The sequence below is a fragment of the Lawsonibacter sp. JLR.KK007 genome, assembly GCF_036941135.1.
Lineage (GTDB): Bacteria > Bacillota > Clostridia > Oscillospirales > Oscillospiraceae > Lawsonibacter.
This window is the reverse complement of sequence record NZ_JAYWSY010000001.1, coordinates 1140447-1158008: the sequence shown is the minus strand read 5'-3', so window position 1 is coordinate 1158008 and position 17562 is coordinate 1140447. Positions and strand designations below refer to the sequence as shown.

Below are 17562 nucleotides of genomic sequence, written 5' to 3'. Positions count from 1 at the left end.
GGGCTGGTAGGCCCCCAAAAGCCGTTTTTGTTAATCTTTACTCAATTACAAGGTCAATAGTATCGGCTGTGACAATATGAACACTGTCCGCCTTGGCAGATACATCAACTCTACCGTTCATGGTGTAGATTCGAGCGGTGAACCCCTCAAAGTCCACATAAACGGGTGCCTCCGCCTTTTCAAGAACAGCGGACAAAGTGTCCACGGGGTTTGCCACGGTGACAGTAAGTGTGTCATAGGCGTTCTTCTCAAGAACCGTTGCCACCTTGAGGCCAACAACCTTATCTGTACGCTTTCCGTCCTTGTACTCGTAGGCGGGACGGACATCCGTTAGAATCATCCCTCCGCCGTTCGTCAGGTTCTCCTTGTTCAGCCTGATGTTCTTAATGTTCACTTTCTATGTTCCTCCTGTTTAATATAATTGTCTGGCAGGGCGCCTCTGTCAGACAAGGACATTCAAGCTTGTTGCTCTCCTGTCCTCACTTATAAGTAAGGTTGAACGACAGTTTTTTTAACCATTTTCCAAAATTTTTTAAAAAATTTTTTATGAAAAAAAGGAGGCCCGAAAGCCTCCTTGATTCTCTGATTATTTGCCGTCTATTATATTACACTTCGTACAATGTTCCTGATTTTCTCCACCCGTTTTGATACTGCCGCACTAGACATACCCAATTCTTTTGCAGTTTCTTTTTGACTAACTTCCGCTATTTTATCGTCAAGTATTTTTTTGCTTCTTTCATCTAGCCGCTTTTTGGCACGCTCAATACAATCCAACATGACCAATTCATCCTCAACTAAAAGGCCGTGTTTCGTTTTATCTTCAATCTCAAGCACAAGACCTTCTTCACTGGTATCTGCTTCAAGGGAAACGTTTTGTGAAGCCTTTTGCTGTTTTTTGTATGAACTTTCCATCTTATTTTGGGCTGGTCTGCGGAGCAATAGCCGCAAGGAAGGATAACCTAGTGATGTTGTTTCATAAAATCTCTTTTTTATCTTCAGAAGTTCCGCACAACGTCTCTCACAGTCAGCGTCCAAATCTTCCAGCAGTTCTTTCGGTAACTTTTCTTCCGCTTCTTTATCCTTATCTTTCTTCTTGCCTAAACGCTTATCTATGGTTTCGTTCCACTCTTTTTCTGCACGTTTTATAAAATTATCCACCATCTTATCGAATAGTAATTGACAGCGTTGAGCATAATCCTCCTTTGACATATTCCTGTCGAAATTCTTTTGCAAATACTCTGCGAATCGGTCAATATCACTGCACCATTCCAAAAAGTTAACCCAAACTGTATTAACGTAATCCTCAAAGTTTTCCCCATACATGGTTGTAAAGCCTTTTCTAAACGAAAATTGGGAATAGTCTTCATCCAGCCTATACGTACTGTGCAATCTGGCGGCATTATTAACACTTCGCTCAACTAAAGCCCTTTGCTCAGCTTCATCCTGTCCCGCCCACTCTAAGTAAATACGAAGAAATGCGGCGTATGCTTCGGGCGGCGCTTGTTTTTTCTTCTCTTTCTCCGTACTCGTTAGCCTTGATTTTTTGCTTTTTACCCAGTCTCTTGTAAAGTCATTTGCCGGCTTATTAAAGTCTGCTTGATATTCTTCAAATAATGCTATTTGTCCGTCCCGGTCCATATCTGCGGGCGCTCCGCATAAACGAGCAAATTCAGCGTATATGTCACGCGGTTCCTCCGACGAGGTGTCGTCCGTTTCCTCCGCACCCCTTAGCCTTAATCTTTTTCTTTTTATCCAGCGCCTTCTAAAATCGTCTTCCAGCATATCGAAGTATACTTGATATTCTTCAAATAACGCTATTTGTCCGTCCCGGTCCATATCTGCGGGCGCTCCGCATAAACGAGCAAATTCAGCGTATAAGTCAAGCGATTCCTCCGGCGAGATGTTTTTCTCTTTCTCCATGTTCTCTGTGTCAACGGTTGATTTTCCGCCGACTTGCCTCCTTTTATGTTTTGTTGGTCTCGCTTCTCTATAATACCACACTTTTACTGCATTAGCTATAACAATTCATAATTTTCTACTTTTTTGTTCATTCCATTTACCTCCATGTAATAACTTATTTGGTGTTTGAATGTTTAATTGACGCTGTTTTTCCCATCTCCACTTTATAAAATTTTATCTTCTTTAATAGTAAGTAATAAAATAGGATTTTGATATTATTATTGGGTGCTGTATTTACTTCGTAATTGACTTTTTAATCATATAATAAAATACAAGGTGCACCCTACCTGAATTAGGAGAGTGCACCTTGTATTTTTATATGTATGTAATTATTGTCCTAGTGCGTTTAGTAAGGCTTGCTTTTCTTCTTCTGTCCATTCATGATCTTCTCCTTCTGTGGTCAGACCATGATCTTTAAATGCTTGTTCCATATCTTTTAAGAATTGCTCATAATCTCCAGCTGAATTGATTATCTCTTCTCCATTTGCATCTACTCCAACTTCCCCTGGTGCTAAATCACTACCCCAGTTGTTATCTGAATCGTTGTCCCTTTTACCTACCGTGTTGATAATGCTTGAAAACCAATTCCAGAGATTTCCAGTTCGTCGAAATGCACAGGACTGGTTGGGATGCTGATGGATTGGAGCATTTTGAATCATAAAGCCAGTCAGATAAACCTGACTGGCTTTACTGGATGTAGTATCTTTAACCCTGAACTCTTACAGATGGATCTGTAACATTACCATTTTCATCAATGGTAGCTCCTTCAGGAAGCCCTTCATAGAATCCATTTCCAGTACCTTGGTGCTGTTCTCCCCACTGTTTAAGTCCTGCTAAACCCTGGCCCGCTGCTTCGTTGTCTGCTTTGTTTTTATCTTCTTGTGATTGACCACCACTAGGCTGTGGTTGCTGTTGACTATCGCTTTGAGTTGGCTGTTGTGTTTGTTGCTGACCACCACCGCTCGTCTGCTGTTGCTGAACTACGGGCTTTGTTGTAGAAAGGTACTGATTTGAAATATATGCGGTGGTGCCGTCACTTAATTGGATGCGGCTCCAGCCTTCTGCTTCAGTGCCTGCTATTGCTGTGCCTGTACGGGTTGTGCTATCACCTTTGTTTAGGCTACCTAGCTTTTCGCTGTCTGCTGTATAGCTGGCCCGGATGTTGACGGTGCCTGTAGCGTATACGGTTTCGTTACAATCGGTGAATAACTGCACCTGCTCCACTTGGGATTCTGTTTCTTCCGGGAGCTGGGTGTCCTCGGTTTCAACGGGGGCCGCTGGGGTCTGCTCGGGTTCAGGCTCCGGGGTTGTGTCCTTGATTGGTTCAGGGGTTGCGATTGGCTCCGGGGCTGATGTGCTGGGGGCGGGGTCTGTGGGTTGTTCTGCCTTGGGTTGGCCGCAAGATGTCAACGATAACGCAAGGGCCAGCGCAAGGGCATATATGAGGGCTTTTTTCATCGTGTGTTCTCCTTCCACATTATTTTTCGTTCTGTCTCAACGGTCCGGCCCTTGGGGGTGGGTTCTTCCCGTCCCCCGTGGGCTTTGCTCGGGACCGCCGAGACAACAAAAGCGGCGCAGGGTTTGCAATTTATCCCTACACCGCCGAAAGCTAAACACACATTCCCATTTTTCACGCTTGAATAAACCGTGATTATTTGATAAAATGGGGACGGCGCAGAAATCTGCTGTGTGGGAGGTACTGGCTCCTGCATAGGGACGTGGGGTGTTCCAGCACTTCACGTCCTGCCTTTATTTGCTTTTGCTGTCTCTTGCTTCATTATAGCCGATAGTGGAAAATTGTGCAAGGGCTTTTTGATGTTGTTGTTGACAAAGTGGCGTGGTGAGTGTGTCGGCGGCTGGGTGGCCCGCCACGGCTGGCGGCTGGGTGGTTGTCGGCGGCTGGACGCAAGGCGGGGTCAAATGTTGGTTCCGCTCCATGCAATCCCCCGCCGATAGGTTGCGGGATGCTGAAAGCTGGACCCCGTGGGGATTGCGTCGCTCTGATGCGACCCGCTGACGCTCTCGCATTTCCTTGCGGGGCGTGGTGCGGTTATCGGAAACACAAAAAAACAGGGGGCCGGGTTCGACTCCCTGTTTCTTGCGTTCTGGCTATGTTCTCCGGGCTGGTGTTAGAAAGTGCCGTGTGGGGGCTGTCCCGGTTTCAGTATCTTTAAGTAAGGGAATCCCCGGTTTCCCATTTGGACACCGCTTTGTCGGTGACGTTCAGCCGGTCGGCCAGTTCCTTCTGGGTGAGTTCCTGCTCCTTTCGCAGCTGGGCCACAAAGGCCCCGAATTGTATGTTGTCCATATGACACGCTCCTTTCTGTCCGTTATTGTAAGGCCCGTTGGAGAAAAAGGCAACCTACGAAAAGTAGAGCGGCAATTTGAGTGTAAAAGCCTCCTGTTTGGCAAAGACTAAGCCAAAAGGAGGGAACATCCATGGACGAAAACCAGGACCAGCTGCCCCAGGAGGGGGATGTCCAGCCGATCATTGACCTGGGCTCCTCGCTGATCCGCACGGAGCGCGGGACCATCTATGTTTTGACCATTGTAGGGCAGATCGAGGGCCATCAGCTGCTGCCCCCCACCAGCAAGAGCACCAAGTATGAGCACGTCCTGCCCCTGCTGGCCATGATCGAGGAGAGCGAGCAGATCGACGGCCTGCTCATCCTGCTGAACAACGGCGGGGGAGATGTGGAGGCTGGGCTGGCAATCTCGGAGGTGATTGCCTCCATGTCCAAGCCTACCGTCTCCCTGGTGTTGGGCGGAAGCCACTCCATCGGGGTGCCGCTGGCGGTATCGGCCAAGCGGTCCTTCATCGCGCCCTCGGCGGCCATGACCATCCACCCGGTCCGGCTCAACGGCCTGGTGATCGGCGTGCCTCAAACGTTTTATTACTTTGAACGCATCCAGGAGCGCATTCTGCAGTTTGTGACGGCCAACAGCGGTATCAAGCGGGAAGCTTTTACAAAGCTGATGCTCCAGACCGGAGAGCTGGCCGCTGACGTGGGCAGCGTCATATACGGGGAGGAAGCGGTGGAGCTGGGACTCATCGACCGGATCGGTGGGCTGTCCGACGCGCTGTGCAGCCTCCACGAGATGATCGAAGCAAGAGGGGCGGAACAGGACTGAACCGGCGGGGAATCTCCCCCTCCGGTTCAGCCCTTCCTGGCCGCAGCAGATCTGTGATAAAAACACTGGAATTTTCCCCCGCCTTGTGCTAATATAATATTCAGTGACTTTATGGGCTTTTGCCCATTTTTTGGGGGGTACATTATTTTGACCTATTTCATGTCCGTCATCTTGGGCTTTGTCCAGGGCGTAGCTGAATTTCTGCCCATCTCCAGCTCGGGACACCTGACACTGTTCCAACACTTTTTCGGCATGCCGGAGCCGGACCAGCTCTTTAACGTCCTGCTCCATTTTGCCACACTGCTGGCGGTGTGCGTAGTCTACTGGCGTGACATCTGGGAGATGATCGTGGAGTTTTTCTGCTTCATCGGCGACCTGTTTTCCCACCGGTCCTACCGGGGCAACCCGCCTGAGGCCCGGCGGATGGTGCTGCTGATCATTGTGGGCACCCTGCCCCTGTTTCTGGTGCTCCCCATCAAGGACCGGGTGGAAGCCTTTGGAACCAATCCCTTTTTTGTCTGCGGCGCCCTGCTGGTCACCGGCTGCATCCTGTTCCTGTCCGATCAGATGGGATCGGGGCGCAAGACCGCGCGAAACGCCACTCTGCTGGATGTGCTGCTGGTCGGCGCGGCCCAGGGGGTGGCCACCATTCCGGGGCTGTCCCGGTCAGGCTGTACCATCTCTGCGGGCATGGTCCGGGGCTTTGACCGGAGATTTGCGGTGCGGTATTCCTTCCTGATGTCTCTGCCAGCCGTCTTGGGCGCCACTCTGCTGGAGGTGCTGGACGTGATGGAGTTGGAGGGGGGCGTTCCTCCGGAAAATATCCCCAAATATCTGGTGGGTATGATTGTGGCTGCTGTGGTGGGCTATTTCTCCATCCAGTTGGTGAAGCTGCTGGCCAGCCGGGGCCGGTTTGGGGCATTCGCCTTCTACTGCTGGGGCGCGGGTGCGCTGTTCATCCTGCTGACCGTTATGGGATGGACCTTCGTACCAGTGGCAGCATAAGGCCTGAGTTTACCATCCGAAAGGAACGATTTACATATGGCAACACAAAAGAAAACAGGGGGGAGCCGCTCCGCGTCCAGCGGAGGGAGGAGCGGCTCCTCCAGCGGGAGCCGGGCCAAAAGCGGCTCCAAGAGCCGTCAGGCGTCTGCGCAGAAGCCTGTCCGCCGGGAGGTAGGGGCGGTGGTCTGCCTTCTGCTGGCCATTTTCTCCGCCCTGGGCTATTTTAATATGGAGGCCATTTTTATCAGCTGGTTCTGCTCTCTGCTCAAGGGCCTGCTGGGCTACGGCTTTCTGCTCACCCCTCCGGCCCTGTTGCTGGGGGCTTACATCCTGGGCTTCCACCGGGGACGCCCGGTTCAGCTGCGGCTGACCTGCGCCCTGGTCCTGCCGCTGATCTTCTCCTGTATGCTCCACGCCATCCTGATCGAGCCTATGGAGTGGAACGGAGATCTGTGGGGAAGCCTGCTGGACAGCGGAAAGGCGCTGCAGTCTGGAGGAGTCCTGGGCGGTCTTCTGGCTCAGGTATGCGTCTCTCTGTTTACCGCTCTTGGAGCCACCATCGTCTTCGTGATCGTTGGGGTGTTTGTGGGACTGGCCGCCTTTGACCGCTCCATCGTGGATGTGGCCGACTGGGTCTTCAACCGCCCGGAGTACGAGCCGGAGCCCGAACCGGTCCGCCGGAGCCGGGCCCAGAGCCGCGGGAGCCAGGAGCGGTATGAGGAGCCGGTCTCCTCCCGCAGGACCGCCCGCGCCGCCATTGACATCCCAATGGAGGACGGCCCTCGGGTGGACAGAGAGACGCCTCTGCCCAAGAAAAAGGGATTTTTCAACCGAAGCCCCCGGGTGCCTACGCCGGACCAGATTCTTCGTCCCAGGGAGGAGCCTCCGGTGGAGGCGGAGGAAGAGGAGATGGTGCTGCCCCAGGAGGAGCCAGCATCCAAAATCATGGAGGTGGAGTTCCCCGCCATCTCCAAACCGGAGCCTATTACGCCGCCCTCCCACATGGCTCCGGTGGAGCCCATTGCCTCGGAGCCGGTGCGGCCTGTGAGTCCGGTGATGGAGGAGCCGTCTGCCGCTCCGGCGTCTCCGGTCCGGCCTGTGCCGCCTGCTGTGACGCCTCCCCCTGCGGCCCCTGTCCTGGAGCGTCCCCATACCGCGGCCCCTGCGGCGGAGCCCGCGCTGGCGAAGGTGACGGCTCAGGAGGCTGCCAGCGAGGCTGCTCAGCTGGGAGCGGAGATCCAGCAGGCCATGAACCAGGAGACGCTGCCCTACCAATATCCGCCTCTGTCCCTCCTGAAGGAGAGCGCAGGGGACATTGGCGGCGAGGCCCTCAGCGAGCTGAACGCCAACCGCCAGCGGCTGGGGGATACGATCCACTCCTTCGGCATCAACGCCAACATTATCAACGTGGTCCGGGGCCCCTCGGTGACCAGGTATGAGCTGTCTATGGAGCAGGGAGTCAAGCTGACCAAGCTGACCAACCTGGCCGATGACATCGCCCTGGCCTTGGGGGCTGCCGGTGTACGCATCGCTCCCATTCCCGACAAAATTTCAGTGGTTGGCATCGAAGTGCCCAACAAGGTGGTCTCTCCGGTGAGTATCCGGTCCGTGATCGGCTCTTCCGCCTTTGCCGCCAGCCGGTCCAACACCTCCTTTGCTGTGGGCAAGGATATCAGCGGTCAGGCCATCATTGGCGACATCGGCAAGCTGCCCCATCTGCTCATCGCCGGTACCACCGGCTCCGGCAAATCGGTGTGTACCAACACCATCATTACCTCTCTGCTCTACAAATCTACCCCGGAGGAGGTCCGGCTGATTATGGTGGACCCCAAAATGGTGGAGTTGGGCATCTATAACGGCATCCCTCACCTGCTGATTCCCGTGGTCACCGACCCCAAAAAGGCGGCGGGCGCCCTTCAGTGGGCCGTCACCGAGATGATGAAGCGGTACCGCACCTTCTCAGAGGTCGGAGTGCGCAAGCTGGAGGAGTACAACGCCTACACGGAGCGCACCGAAGGCGTGGACAAAATGCCCTCCATCGTGGTCATCATCGACGAGCTGGCCGACCTGATGCTGGTCGCTGCCAAGGAGGTGGAGGAGTCGATCTGCCGGGTGGCCCAGATGGGCCGTGCCGCCGGCATGCACCTGGTCATTGCCACCCAGCGGCCCTCCGCCGATGTGATCACCGGCCTGATGAAGGCCAACATTCCCTCAAGAATTGCTTTTGCCGTGGCGTCCGCCATGGAATCCCGCATTATCTTGGACACCCAGGGTGCGGAAAAGCTGGTGGGCCGGGGCGACATGCTGTTTGCTCCGCTTGGCGTGGGCAAGCCGACCCGGGTTCAGGGCTGCTTTATCTCCGACCCGGAGGTGGCCGCTGTGGTAAACTTTGTCAAGCAGAACAGCGGCGCCGCTCAGTATGACGACTCCGTCATGCAGGAGATCGAGCACAACGCCGCAGAGAAGGAGAAGGGCTCCAAGGGGGTGGGAGGCTCCGTCCCGGAGGATGTGGACAGCGAGTACGACGAGCTCATCGATGCTGCCGCCGAGGTGGTGGTGGAGACCGGGCAGGCGTCTGTCTCCATGCTCCAGCGCCGGCTGAAGCTGGGCTACGCCCGGGCCGCCCGGCTGGTGGACCAGTTGGAGGAGAAGGGCATTGTAGGTCCCTTTGAGGGCAGCAAGCCCCGGCAGCTGCTGATCACCAAGGAGCAGTGGCAGGAGATGAAGTACCGCCAAGGCATCACCACCCCAGGTGACTCCTTTGCGCCCGCCGCTCCCGCTTCGGAACCCGTCCCTGCCCCGGCGGAGGATGCGCCCCCCTTCGATGTGGACGACGCTCTGGACCGGGCGGAGGAGGATACGCTGTGATGATCGATCAAGTGTTTGGAGAACTGGACTTTGACGGTTTTTACTGGAATGGTCATATAAATCTGGACTTTTTCGGGGAGGAGAGACAGCTGAACCTGATAGTCGATTCCAGTTTCGGAGAGCAGACAGAGGTTTCGGAGTTGCAGCATGCAGCTTATCATTCTTTCCTGGAAAAATGGCCGGGCCTGCAGGAGGCTGTGATGCAGGAAGTCATCCGTTACTACAACGAGGAGGAGCGCTTCGCTTACGGCCCCGACGACCCGGAGGAGTTCGCCGCCTGGTGGCCCGAGATCGAGACGGTGGAGGAGATGCGCAAATGGGTAACCCTGGAGATGGTGGCGCTCCCGTCGGACGGCATTATGCGGAACGTTTACGATGGAAAGCGCTGTCTCTACCTGCTGTTCAGCCGAGACTGGGCCGAGGACCCGAATAATAACGGAGTGGGTATTCAGCTTTTAGACGAGGAGATCGCCGGGATCGGATATCAGAGCATCGCGTTTTAGGGAACCATAAAGGAGAGAGCGTACAAAACATGACCGAACAGAAGCGACAGTGGGCCGTAAAAATGTTCTTGGCGGTGCTGGCCCTCACCGCTCTGGCCAACGGCCTGGGCAACAACATCTTTTCCAACTATTTTAACGAGGCTTTTCATATTAATTCCGTCCAACGGGGGTTTATTGAGATTCCGCGGGAGAGCCCCGGCATCCTGTGCATGGTGCTGGTAGCCGCGCTGGGTCTGCTGGGCAACCTTTGGATGTCTGTGGCGGCTCAGATCCTGGTCCTGACCGGCTTTATCGTCCTGGGCTGGTTTTCCCCAGAATACGGGACGATGCTGCTATTTCTGTTCATCCATTCGCTGGGTATGCACCTGTTTATGCCCCTCAACGATGCAATTTCCATGGATCTGGCGGAGAAGGGCCGGGTAGGGACCACTCTGGGAGCCTTCAAGGGGGTCAACACCCTGTTCAATATGGTGGCGGCGGTGATGGTCTTCTTTGGCTTCCGGACCGGCTTTTTCCGCTTTGAGACCCGGATGATCCTGCCCTTTGCCCTTGGAGCCGCCGCCACCGCCGGAGCCATACTTCTGCTGGCGGCAATGGCGGTCTCCCTTCCGCAAAAGGATACGGTCAAAAACCATAAGCTGCTGTTCCGCAAGCGGTACATGCCCTACTATATGGTGACACTGGCCTATGGCTGTCAGAAGCGCATCAAAATTGTGTTTGCGCCCTGGGTCATCATCAATCTGTTGGGGCAGGGGGCGGATACGGTGGCTCTGCTCACCATTGTCGTCCATTTTGCGGGGACGCTGGTTGCGCCGGTCATTGGCAACATGCTGGACAAGCTGGGCGTAAGGAGGATGCTGCTGGTGGAGGCGGCCTATATCGCGGTCACCTTCTCGTTAATGGGACTGCTGGCCGGGATGCTGGCCAACGGTTCCTTCCATCTGGGGGACTGGCAGACCTGGCTGGTTTTTGGAGCCTACGTGCTGTGCGTCCTGTTTGAGCAGTTCAACATGGTCCATTCCTACATGATGCGTTCCATCGCTCTAGACCCCAGCGAGGTCACCCGGACCCTCTCTGTAGGCTTGAGCGTGGACCACATTATGGCCATTATTGCGTCCCCTGTGATGGGTTTGATCTGGAACGCCTGGGGAGTACAGTACGTGTTTATCCTGGCGATGGCGTCGGCGCTGTTTCAGCTGGCGGCCGCCGCAATGACGGAGCGCTAGAAATATTTCATTTATATTAAATTTTTGCAAATCTCTTTACATTGACAAGGTTTTGGAGTACACTATGTGAAAAGCGGCCCTTTTGCCTGCAGCAGAAGGGAAACTGTCCATATGGGAGGTGCTACTATGGAGGATATGGACTTTACCCGTAAATTCAGCTTGGGCGATCAGCGGGACCTGGAGATCAAGGCGATTTTGACCACGGTCTATCAGGCTCTGCAGGAGAAGGGATACAACCCCATCAATCAGATTGTGGGCTATATCCTGTCCGAGGATCCCACCTATATCACCAACCATAACAATGCCCGGGCTTTGATCCGCAAGGTGGATCGGGATGAACTGCTCCAGACTGTGGTTCGGTACTACCTAAACAACTGAGTTTCATGTGCCTATAAGCGGTCCGCTCAGCAGCGGGCCGTTTTTTTGCGGAAGGAGGTTATGAAGGATTTTTACAGAGCACATCCCCAGTTTTCTCAATGCGGCTTGAATTATCTGTGAAGGAAAAAACCTTGCCAGCTGCTGCTATTCTGAAGTCCGCCAGACAGGAGCAGGGGATTTCCCTGAAGCTGAACAAAAACGAAGGAGAACTAGCATGAACATTTTAGTCAGCCATTGCTTTTTAGGCGAGCCCTGCCGGTACGACGGGGCCAGCCGTCTGGACCGGCAGATCATTGAGCTGCACCGGGCGGGACACAACTTGATCCCGGTCTGTCCCGAGGTGCTGGGAGGGCTGTCGGTCCCTCGAACGCCCGCCGAGATCCAGCCGGACGGCCGGGTCCTGACGGAGGATGGGGTGGACGTCACCGCTGCCTACCAGGCCGGGGCGGAGCGGGCGCTGGCCATCGCCAGGGAGAACGGCTGTACGGTGGCCATTTTGAAGTCCAGGTCTCCCTCCTGCGGCTGCGGGGAGGTCTATGACGGCACCTTCACCCACACCGTCAAGCCAGGCTGGGGAGTGACCGCCAGACTGCTGGAGGAGGCCGGTTTTGAAGTCATGGACGAGGAACACCTGCAGGCCAGCCTGTATGATCTCTGAGAAGGCCGCCGCGTGGGGGTGGGCCTTTCAAAACCGCGGAAACCATCTGGCTGCTCAGACGTCTACACACCTGTATCTCTGGCCCTCTGACCCACTGCGGCCCTTTGTGGCCCACTACACCTTCTGCCTGGGAAGCGGCTTTGCCTCTGCAGCGCAGGAGTTTTCTCCGCTGACCATCCTGCCCGACGCCAGCGGCTGTCTGACCTTTACGCTGAGGGGAGACGGGCTGGACGGGGTGCTCTACGGCCCCTCCAGCCGGGCGGTGCAGGTACAGAACGACCTGGGCGTGTGTCCGCTGCGTTTTTTTGTGGAGTTTCGTCCCGGCGGACTGTCCGCCTTTTCCAGGATACCGTTGTGGGAGCTGGAGGACCAGATCCTTCCTCTGGCCGATGGGGAACAGGGTTTGGATCAGCTGGTGCGGGACTGCTGGCGCGCCGCAGAGGATCTGGACGGATTTGTGGAGGCGGTGGATGAAGGGCTCTGCGCCCGGCTGAGGAGCGGCCACTCGTTTACCGGCCTGCTGGCCCGGTTTTTGGATGGGCGGCAGAGTCCGGAGGCACTGGCGGCTGAGACCGGGTACAGCTCCCGGCATTTGACCCGGCTGTTTCGGGAGCGGTGCGGGCTTTCTCCCAAACGCTTGCAGCGGATTGTACGAATCAACACGGCCGCCATGCTGATGCAGCGGTCGGCCGGTCTTTCCCTGACCCGCCTGGCCCAGGAACTGGACTACTTTGATCAAGCCCATTTTATCCACGATTTTCGCGCGGTCTGCGGTGTGACGCCGGGCGCCTACCAGGCCAGGTTGTCCGATTTTTACAATGAACCGCTGAAATTTTAGCGTATCCTGTTGCCATCTGAATGATGGAGGTATCGGATCATGAAATATTGCTCTGCTCTGTACGCGGTGCGGTCCATTGAGGCGGCCAAGGCTTTTTATCAGCAGGTTTTGGGCCAGAACATCGTCCTGGATCACGGAACCAACGTGACCTTTGAGGGGGGCTTTGCCCTTCAGGAGGGGTTTGCCGGGCTGGTGGGCTTCCCAGAGGACAACGTCCGGTGGAAGCCCTGGAACGGGGAGCTGTACTTTGAGACGGAGGACCTGGTTGCCGACGCAGCCCGGATCAGGGAGTCCGGTGTGGAGCTGGTCCACGATGTGAAGGAGTATCCCTGGGGACAGCGGGTGTTTCGGTTCTTCGACCCAGACGGCAACCTCATCGAGCTGGGAGAGTCCATGCGTTCGGTGGGGCTGCGGTATCTGGCCCAGGGTATGAGCGACGAGGAGGTGGCTCAGCGGACCCAGCACCCTGTTGAGCTGGTGCGCCTCTGGAAGAGCGGCCAGTGACAAAAGCCAAAAAATCCATCGAAAACGGTCCAACGATAAAAAATTTCGAACCGCCCAAAACCGTATGAAAGACCTCCCGCCGGAGATACTGGAATTACCAGTAATCCGGGCGGGAGGTTTTTTCAGTCATGCAGCATAAAGTAGAGATCTGCGGGGTGAACACCGCCAAGCTTAAGGTGTTGAAAAGCGACGAGACACGGGAGCTTCTTCTCAGGACCAAGGAGGGGGACATGCAGGCCAGGGAGGAACTCATCGCCGGCAACCTGCGGCTGGTGCTGTCGGTCATCCAGCGGTTTGCCAACCGGGGAGAGAACGCCGATGATCTGTTTCAGGTGGGGTGCATCGGCCTGATCAAGGCCATCGATAACTTCAACACCGATTTGGATGTGAAATTTTCCACCTACGGCGTGCCTATGATCGTGGGGGAGATCCGCCGCTATCTGCGGGACAACAGCACGATGCGGGTATCGCGGTCCATGCGGGACACGGCCTACAAGGTCCTCCAGGCCAAGGAGGCCTACATGGCTCAGCACCAGAGGGAGCCTACCGTGGACGAGATCGCAAACATCCTGGAGGTAAAGCGGGAGGACGTGGTCTTTGCCCTGGACGCGATCCTGGAGCCGGTGTCCCTCTATGAGCCAGTGTACTCCGACAGCGGGGACACAATCTGCGTCATGGATCAGGTGAAGGACAACAAAAACAACGACGAGATGTGGGTGGAGCGCATCGCCCTGAAGGAGGCGGTGGACCATCTGACCGAACGGGAGCGGAAAATCCTCTCAATGCGCTTTTTTCAGGGCAAAACTCAGATGGAGGTATCCGCTGAGATCGGCATCTCGCAGGCTCAGGTGTCCCGCCTGGAGAAAAACGCCCTGCGGCAGATCCGAAAGGAGATGTGACCTTACCGCTGCAGCCGGAAAAAGCTCCGGGCGTTGGCGTCCAGGCGCGCTTCGATTTCCTGCTCAGTGCGTCCAAAGCGGGCGGACAGCCAGCGGATGCTGTCCGCCGCCCACAAGGGGTTAGGGGAACCCTTCCGCTGGATGCGCAGGGGCTCCGGGCTGTCGGTCTCCAGCAGAAGCTGGTTCGGGAAGGCCAGGTCCGCCAGACGCTGGTCCCGTTCCAGGACTGTGACCTCGGGAGTGACGGATATGAAATAGCCCTCCGCCAGGATCTCTTTGGTGACCGCCTCCGGAGCTTTGAGCCAGTGAAACACCGCCCGGCGGACGCCTTTGCTTCGCAACCGTTCCAGACAGGGGGCGGCCGCTCCATGGACCGAGTGGAGGATGACCGGCAGATCCCACCGGACGGCCCGATCCAGAAACAAGTCCAGGATGGCAAAGGACTGCTGCGGAATAGGGGAGCCGGAAGGCAAGGTATACCAGGGCAGGCCCACCTCGCCCACAGCGAAGATGCGGTCATGGTTCTGGTCGATCCAGCCGGCCATCTCCTCCGCCTGCTTCCACGCGGGGCCATGCTCCGGGTGGATTCCGGCGGCAGGGAAGATGCGTCCGGGCCATTCTTCCGCAAAAGCCAGCAGCCGCTGGAGGGAGTCCATCCCCATGGCGGGGGCCACGATCATATCCAGTCCCTGGGAGAACCAGCCGTCCAGGTCCGGTTCGGGCAGCTGGTCCAGGTGACAGTGCGTGTCGATCATAGCCCCTGCTTGTCCTTCAGGGGAAGGAAGCGGGCCAGCGGCTTCTCCAGCAGCAGGCAGACGGCAAAGCAGCCCACCGTGCTGGGCAGCATATAGGAGCCGTTGTAGACCACCGAGAAGGTGAAGGGGCTGCTGAACACGATGCCGAACAGCTCAGTGGGGATGAGGATGCGGTAGATGGTCAGGCCAGAGATGAAGTGGATGAGAAACCGGCCAAAACAGCCCACCAGACAGCCGATGGGCAGACCGTGCTTCCGTCCGCGCATAACACCCGCCAGACCTACGAACATATAGGCCGCAGAGTAGTCCAGCAGGAAGGACCAGATATTGATGGCAAAGCCCTCCGCCCAAAAGAATTTCAGAGTCCCAAAGGCGGCGCCGGCCAAAAGACCTCCGCCCAGCCCCCAGCGGACGGCAAACAGGATGATAGGCACCATGCAGAAGTTGATAGAGCCGGCCTGGAGGAACTGGATTTTGAAGTAGCTGAGGATCAGCGCAAGGGCGACCATCATCGCTCCCTCGCACAGGAGCAGGACGTTCTGCCGTGTGGTGGGCTTCATAGCTGTGTCTACGGTGATTTTCATATGAACTTCCTCCTAAAATGTGTGGTGGGAAGTGCCCGCGGGAACGAAAAAAATCGTATGCCCGCAAGCGTGGGCATACGATCAAAAATTGGCAGTCCGCTGCAAATCGCATTCCTACGCCGGCATTACCCGGATCAGGTTCGAGGGACCAGACGGCAATACGTCACATCTCAGCCGGCATGCGCCAGCGCCCCTTGGATTGTGGAGCCAGTATATCAAAAGATGTTCGGCCTGTCAACCATTTTCTTTTCTCAGGGCTTCTTCCTCTGGCGGAAGCCCCTTCCGCTATCCCAGCGCCACGTCCAGGATCATCATAATAAGAAACCCTGCCATCACGCCGAGAGTTCCGGAATGCCCTCCCTGGGACAGATTGGCCTCGGGGATCAGCTCCTCCACCACTACATAGAGCATAGCTCCGGCGGCGAAGGACAGCAGCCAGGGGAGGACCAGCTGAACCGTCCCGGCCACCAGTACGGTGAGCAGGGCGAATACCGGCTCCACCAGTCCGGAGGTGGCTCCGATGCAAAATGCCTTGCCCTTGCCCATGCCCTCCTGGTACAGAGGCAGGGCGATGGCCGCGCCCTCGGGGAAATTCTGAATGCCGATCCCAATGGCCAGGGCTGTGGAGGCGGTGAGAAGGGCTGCGTCGCCGCTCTGAGCGGCCAGGGCGAAGGAGACGCCCACCGCCATGCCCTCCGGGATATTGTGGAGGGTGACCGCCAGCACCAGCAGCGCCGTGCGGCTGGGAGACGCTCCCCGGTGGAAGGACTCCGGTCCAAAGTGGGGCAGGAGATAGTCCATCAGCAGAAGAAAGCCAATGCCCAGGATGGAGCCTCCTGCGGCGGGGAGCCATCCCACCATACCAAGCTCCTCAGCCTTTTCGATGGCGGGGATCAGCAGCGACCACATGCTGGCTGCAATCATCACCCCGGCCGCAAACCCCAGCATGACCCGGTGGAGCGTCATGGAATTTTTTTTGCGGAACAAAAAGACCACAGCGGCCCCGGCGGCGGTCATCAGAGCGGTGAAGCCAGTGCCTCCGGCGGCCCAAGTAAGTGCCTGTAACACGATGTAAGAACCCTTTCTGGAAGATTCGCAGACAACGCCTGTACGGCTGCTTCCAGATTAGGCTATGCAGCAAGAAAGAGTTTTGCCATCCAGTATCCGATGGCCATACAGCCGGGAAAGGTGAGTAGCCAAGCCAGCAGAATTTTTTTCGCGACGCGCCAGTCGGGGCGGACGTGTCCGGCGGAACCGGCCCCAAGCAGGGCGGAGGTACGGGTATGGGTGGTGGAGACGGGCAGTCCAAGGAGGGTGGCCCCCAGGAGGCAGGCAATGTTGCCCAGGTCGGCAGACAGGCCCTCGCAGGGACCCAGGGTGACCATGTCCCGGCCTACGGTTTCAATGATCCTGCGGCCCCCCATGAGGGTGCCCAGCGCCATGAACAGAGCGCACAGCGCCATCAGCCACAGAGGGATCAGAAAGCCGTCTTCGTCCGCCCGCCCCTGGGCCAGGGCTGTGCCCAGAAGGAAGACGCCAATGAATTTCTGGCCATCCTGAGCGCCGTGGAGAAATGAGGTCAGAGCCGCTCCAGGCAGCTGCGTCAGAAGGGATGTACGGTCTGAAAGCTTTACAGTCTTCAGGCGATTGTAGGCCGCTCTGCCCGCCAGAAATCCAGCGGCGGTGGACAGGATCAATCCCAGCCCGATCCTCGCCCAGCAGTCCCACCGGATGCAAGTAAAAGAGCCTTCCAGCGCCGCTGCCGCACCGGAGATCCCGGCCACCAGAGCGTGACTCTCGCTGGTAGGGATGCCGAAACACCAGGCCAGTCCCGCCCAGAGGACGATTGCTGTCATAGCGGCGCACAGAGCGGTGAGCGCCGCCTTGCTTCCGCCGCCGAAGGAGGCGATGGAGTAGACCGTCTCCGCTACGGAGGCGTTCACCGATGTGACGCACAGCACCCCGAAAAAGTTGCATACCGCCGCCAGCAGTACGGCGGCCCGAAAGGGGAGCGCTCCGGTCACAACCGCTCCGGCGATGGCATTAGGCGCGTCTGTCCAGCCGTTGACAAGAAGGACGGCTAAGATCAGCATAACGGTTTCAAACAGAGAAAAATTCCCACTTAACTGACCTAAAAAATCCAAAAAAGACAGGGGCATGGACAACACCTCCATACCCCAGATTATGCGGCTGGATTCCTACTTCATGCTTTCTTTTTGAACAGCAACGAAAGCACCATGCCCGCAAGGATTG

The 17562-nt window shown here is 56.5% G+C and carries 19 protein-coding genes and 1 riboswitch; of the genes, 10 read left to right on the top strand and 9 right to left on the bottom strand.

Going from position 1 to position 17562, the window contains the following annotated elements:
• Positions 1-37 precede the first annotated feature (37 nt).
• The 5 genes from VV088_RS06460 to VV088_RS06440 form a co-directional block, all read right to left on the bottom strand.
• Complete coding sequence (locus tag VV088_RS06460; RefSeq protein ID WP_334599957.1) at positions 38-394, bottom strand: hypothetical protein; 357 nt, start codon at positions 392-394, stop codon at positions 38-40.
• A gap of 206 nt (positions 395-600) precedes the next feature.
• The gene (locus VV088_RS06455) at positions 601-1920 is read right to left on the bottom strand and encodes a hypothetical protein (protein WP_334599956.1); all 1320 of its coding nucleotides are present in this window, start codon (positions 1918-1920) and stop codon (positions 601-603) included.
• A gap of 368 nt (positions 1921-2288) precedes the next feature.
• Entirely contained in the window at positions 2289-2618 is a 330-nt protein-coding gene (locus VV088_RS06450) for a hypothetical protein (protein WP_334599955.1), read from the bottom strand.
• Positions 2619-2664: 46 nt separating this feature from the next.
• Entirely contained in the window at positions 2665-3417 is a 753-nt protein-coding gene (locus tag VV088_RS06445) for an SH3 domain-containing protein (protein WP_334599954.1), read from the bottom strand.
• A 712-nt stretch (positions 3418-4129) separates the two neighbouring features.
• Positions 4130-4267: a helix-turn-helix domain-containing protein gene (locus VV088_RS06440; protein WP_334599953.1), complete on the bottom strand. Its 138-nt coding sequence runs from the start codon at positions 4265-4267 to the stop codon at positions 4130-4132.
• A gap of 131 nt (positions 4268-4398) precedes the next feature.
• On the opposite strand from VV088_RS06440, the gene VV088_RS06435 reads away from it, so the two are divergent.
• From VV088_RS06435 to sigG, 10 genes are all read left to right on the top strand, one after another.
• Positions 4399-5091, top strand: coding sequence for a ClpP family protease (locus VV088_RS06435; protein ID WP_334599952.1), 693 nt, complete (start codon positions 4399-4401; stop codon positions 5089-5091).
• A 147-nt stretch (positions 5092-5238) separates the two neighbouring features.
• Positions 5239-6096 carry an undecaprenyl-diphosphate phosphatase gene (locus tag VV088_RS06430; RefSeq protein ID WP_334599951.1) on the top strand — a complete coding sequence of 286 codons (858 nt, stop codon included), beginning with the start codon at positions 5239-5241 and terminating at the stop codon, positions 6094-6096.
• A gap of 36 nt (positions 6097-6132) precedes the next feature.
• Positions 6133-8964 (top strand): FtsK/SpoIIIE family DNA translocase, encoded by a 2832-nt coding sequence (locus tag VV088_RS06425; protein WP_334599950.1) that lies wholly within the window; start codon positions 6133-6135, stop codon positions 8962-8964.
• Complete coding sequence (locus tag VV088_RS06420) at positions 8964-9467, top strand: DUF6985 domain-containing protein (RefSeq protein ID WP_442913136.1); 504 nt, start codon at positions 8964-8966, stop codon at positions 9465-9467. The genes VV088_RS06425 and VV088_RS06420 overlap by 1 nt, the downstream gene beginning before the upstream one ends.
• Before the next feature lie 29 nt (positions 9468-9496).
• The gene (locus VV088_RS06415; protein ID WP_334599948.1) at positions 9497-10693 is read left to right on the top strand and encodes an MFS transporter; all 1197 of its coding nucleotides are present in this window, start codon (positions 9497-9499) and stop codon (positions 10691-10693) included.
• Between the two features lie 126 nt (positions 10694-10819).
• Positions 10820-11071, top strand: a complete 252-nt coding sequence (locus tag VV088_RS06410; RefSeq protein ID WP_334599947.1) for an IreB family regulatory phosphoprotein — start codon at positions 10820-10822, stop codon at positions 11069-11071.
• A gap of 214 nt (positions 11072-11285) precedes the next feature.
• Entirely contained in the window at positions 11286-11729 is a 444-nt protein-coding gene (locus VV088_RS06405) for a DUF523 domain-containing protein (protein WP_334599946.1), read from the top strand.
• Positions 11719-12567 carry an AraC family transcriptional regulator gene (locus tag VV088_RS06400; protein ID WP_334599945.1) on the top strand — a complete coding sequence of 283 codons (849 nt, stop codon included), beginning with the start codon at positions 11719-11721 and terminating at the stop codon, positions 12565-12567. The genes VV088_RS06405 and VV088_RS06400 overlap by 11 nt, the downstream gene beginning before the upstream one ends.
• 39 nt (positions 12568-12606) lie before the next feature.
• Entirely contained in the window at positions 12607-13071 is a 465-nt protein-coding gene (locus VV088_RS06395; RefSeq protein WP_334599944.1) for a VOC family protein, read from the top strand.
• A gap of 128 nt (positions 13072-13199) precedes the next feature.
• Positions 13200-13970 (top strand): RNA polymerase sporulation sigma factor SigG, encoded by a 771-nt coding sequence (sigG, locus tag VV088_RS06390; protein ID WP_334599943.1) that lies wholly within the window; start codon positions 13200-13202, stop codon positions 13968-13970.
• 2 nt (positions 13971-13972) lie between these two features.
• Here sigG and VV088_RS06385 read toward each other — a convergent pair whose 3' ends face one another.
• The 4 genes from VV088_RS06385 to VV088_RS06370 all read right to left on the bottom strand — a co-directional run bounded on the left by VV088_RS06385 (position 13973) and on the right by VV088_RS06370 (position 17468).
• Positions 13973-14725 (bottom strand): TatD family hydrolase, encoded by a 753-nt coding sequence (locus VV088_RS06385; protein WP_334599942.1) that lies wholly within the window; start codon positions 14723-14725, stop codon positions 13973-13975.
• Positions 14722-15309, bottom strand: a complete 588-nt coding sequence (locus tag VV088_RS06380; protein ID WP_334599941.1) for an energy-coupled thiamine transporter ThiT — start codon at positions 15307-15309, stop codon at positions 14722-14724. The genes VV088_RS06385 and VV088_RS06380 overlap by 4 nt, the downstream gene beginning before the upstream one ends.
• 94 nt (positions 15310-15403) lie before the next feature.
• Positions 15404-15514: riboswitch (TPP riboswitch) on the bottom strand.
• 80 nt (positions 15515-15594) lie between these two features.
• A complete protein-coding gene (locus VV088_RS06375; RefSeq protein WP_334600469.1) occupies positions 15595-16326 on the bottom strand; it encodes a ZIP family metal transporter in 732 nt (243 codons plus the stop codon).
• Between the two features lie 113 nt (positions 16327-16439).
• On the bottom strand, positions 16440-17468 hold the full coding sequence (locus VV088_RS06370; RefSeq protein ID WP_334599939.1) for an inorganic phosphate transporter: 1029 nt from the start codon (positions 17466-17468) through the stop codon (positions 16440-16442).
• Positions 17469-17562 lie beyond the last annotated feature (94 nt).

Bases quoted from the DNA above. Each gene is read 5' to 3' on its own strand.
- VV088_RS06405 (WP_334599946.1), top strand. From the start codon at position 11,286: ATGAACATTTTAGTCAGCCATTGCTTTTTAGGCGAGCCCTGCCGGTAC.
- VV088_RS06400 (WP_334599945.1), top strand. From the start codon at position 11,719: ATGATCTCTGAGAAGGCCGCCGCGTGGGGGTGGGCCTTTCAAAACCGC.
- VV088_RS06380 (WP_334599941.1), bottom strand. From the start codon at position 15,309: ATGAAAATCACCGTAGACACAGCTATGAAGCCCACCACACGGCAGAAC.
- VV088_RS06375 (WP_334600469.1), bottom strand. From the start codon at position 16,326: ATGACCGCCGCCGGGGCCGCTGTGGTCTTTTTGTTCCGCAAAAAAAAT.
- VV088_RS06415 (WP_334599948.1), top strand. From the start codon at position 9,497: ATGACCGAACAGAAGCGACAGTGGGCCGTAAAAATGTTCTTGGCGGTG.
- VV088_RS06370 (WP_334599939.1), bottom strand. From the start codon at position 17,468: ATGCCCCTGTCTTTTTTGGATTTTTTAGGTCAGTTAAGTGGGAATTTT.
- VV088_RS06385 (WP_334599942.1), bottom strand. From the start codon at position 14,725: ATGATCGACACGCACTGTCACCTGGACCAGCTGCCCGAACCGGACCTG.
- VV088_RS06425 (WP_334599950.1), top strand. From the start codon at position 6,133: ATGGCAACACAAAAGAAAACAGGGGGGAGCCGCTCCGCGTCCAGCGGA.
- VV088_RS06395 (WP_334599944.1), top strand. From the start codon at position 12,607: ATGAAATATTGCTCTGCTCTGTACGCGGTGCGGTCCATTGAGGCGGCC.
- VV088_RS06435 (WP_334599952.1), top strand. From the start codon at position 4,399: ATGGACGAAAACCAGGACCAGCTGCCCCAGGAGGGGGATGTCCAGCCG.
- VV088_RS06420 (WP_442913136.1), top strand. From the start codon at position 8,964: ATGATCGATCAAGTGTTTGGAGAACTGGACTTTGACGGTTTTTACTGG.
- VV088_RS06440 (WP_334599953.1), bottom strand. From the start codon at position 4,267: ATGGACAACATACAATTCGGGGCCTTTGTGGCCCAGCTGCGAAAGGAG.
- sigG (WP_334599943.1), top strand. From the start codon at position 13,200: ATGCAGCATAAAGTAGAGATCTGCGGGGTGAACACCGCCAAGCTTAAG.
- VV088_RS06455 (WP_334599956.1), bottom strand. From the start codon at position 1,920: ATGGAGAAAGAGAAAAACATCTCGCCGGAGGAATCGCTTGACTTATAC.
- VV088_RS06450 (WP_334599955.1), bottom strand. From the start codon at position 2,618: ATGATTCAAAATGCTCCAATCCATCAGCATCCCAACCAGTCCTGTGCA.
- VV088_RS06410 (WP_334599947.1), top strand. From the start codon at position 10,820: ATGGAGGATATGGACTTTACCCGTAAATTCAGCTTGGGCGATCAGCGG.
- VV088_RS06445 (WP_334599954.1), bottom strand. From the start codon at position 3,417: ATGAAAAAAGCCCTCATATATGCCCTTGCGCTGGCCCTTGCGTTATCG.